Raw genomic sequence first — 1531 nt, 5'->3', positions numbered from 1 at the left:
GGTCCATACGGGATTAGCGCTCTGTTTCATCTTGATGGGGGAGGGTTTGATGTGACGAAAAGCGAAAGACCACAGTCCCTGCGTTTATGGTATCGCCAGCCTGCTGAGGTATGGGAGGAAGCATTGCCAGTCGGTAACGGAAGGCTGGGAGCTATGGTATTTGGCGGAATCAGAGAGGAGCATTTGCAATTAAACGAGGATACGCTCTGGTCCGGATTTCCCAGAGACGGCGTTCAGTATGATGCATTGCGATATTTGCAGCCTGTCAGAAAGCTGATTGCAGATGGAAAATACAAGGAAGCGGAACAACTGATTAATGCGAATATGCTAGGTCGCGATACGGAAGCCTATCAGCCTTTGGGAGATTTGTGGATTACGCAGGAGGGCCTAGGGGAAATTGCACATTATGAACGGGAACTGGATTTGCTGACCGGAACGGCAGCGGTCACTTTTCAGAGTGCTGGAGTCTGCTATACCCGTGAAGTTATCGCCAGTGCGCCAGATGGAGTCATGATGGTGTCACTGACTGCGAATAAGCTTGGGAAGATCCATGCATCCGTGCGCATCACTTCCCTCCATCCTTGTGAAGACGAGGTTGGAGAGGATATACATTTTGGTGATTCATCCAAATGGGATAGCGATAAGGAGGACGCTCCATCCGAGGAGCCGTCCGGGGACTTTATTACGTTGACTGGACGAGCGCCCAGTCATGTGGAATCTAATTATCACGGCGATCATCCACAGTCTGTTGTTTATGAAAATGATTTGGGGATGGCTTTTGCAGTTCAGGCGAGGGTTATTCCCGAGGGAGGAACCTTGACGAAGGGTGCTGATGGAGCACTGATCATCTCAGGCGCGGATAAAATCACGGTGTATTTGGCAGCAGCTACCGGATTTCGGGGATTTCACACTATGCCGAATAGTGATGCAACGGAGTCAGCAGAAGCATGTCAAGTCATTTTAGACGGAGCAATTTCGCTGGGAAGTGAGCAGGTGCGGCAACGCCATGAACAGGATCACCGAAAGCTGTTTGACCGCGTTGTATTAGAACTGAGAGGTGATACTTTAACCGACGATTCCGTTCTACCGACCGATCTGCGATTAGAACGTTATCAGAAAGGTCAGGACGACCCGGGGCTGGAGGTGCTGTTATTTCAGTATGGCCGCTATTTGCTCATGGGCAGCTCGCGTCCGGGGAGTCAGCCTGCCAATCTTCAGGGCATCTGGAATGACCGGGTGCAGCCGCCGTGGAACAGTAATTATACAACCAATATCAATGCTCAGATGAACTATTGGCCCGCTGAGGTATGCAATCTTGCCGAGTGCCATGAACCATTGCTGCACATGATTGGAGAAGTTGCCCGCACGGGACGGAGGGTAGCCTCCATCCAATATGGTGCTCAAGGGTGGGCAGCTCATCACAATGTAGATGTGTGGAGATACGCTGGACCTTCAGGGGGCCATGCCAGTTGGGCGTTTTGGCCGCTTGGGGGTGTATGGCTGACCGCCCATCTATGGGAGCGCTATCTGT

1 protein-coding gene is annotated in these 1531 nt (G+C 51.7%); it reads left to right on the top strand.

What is annotated here, in order from left to right:
* Positions 1-51 precede the first annotated feature (51 nt).
* The coding region (locus GRP75_RS26575; protein WP_160790850.1) for a glycosyl hydrolase family 95 catalytic domain-containing protein at positions 52-1531 on the top strand (1480 nt) is incomplete at its 3' end.

It is taken from the genome of Paenibacillus sp. OT2-17, assembly GCF_009827695.1.
Lineage (GTDB): Bacteria > Bacillota > Bacilli > Paenibacillales > Paenibacillaceae > Paenibacillus > Paenibacillus polymyxa_B.
Note: the sequence above shows the minus strand (reverse complement) of the source record. Positions and strands in the feature narration are given on the sequence as shown.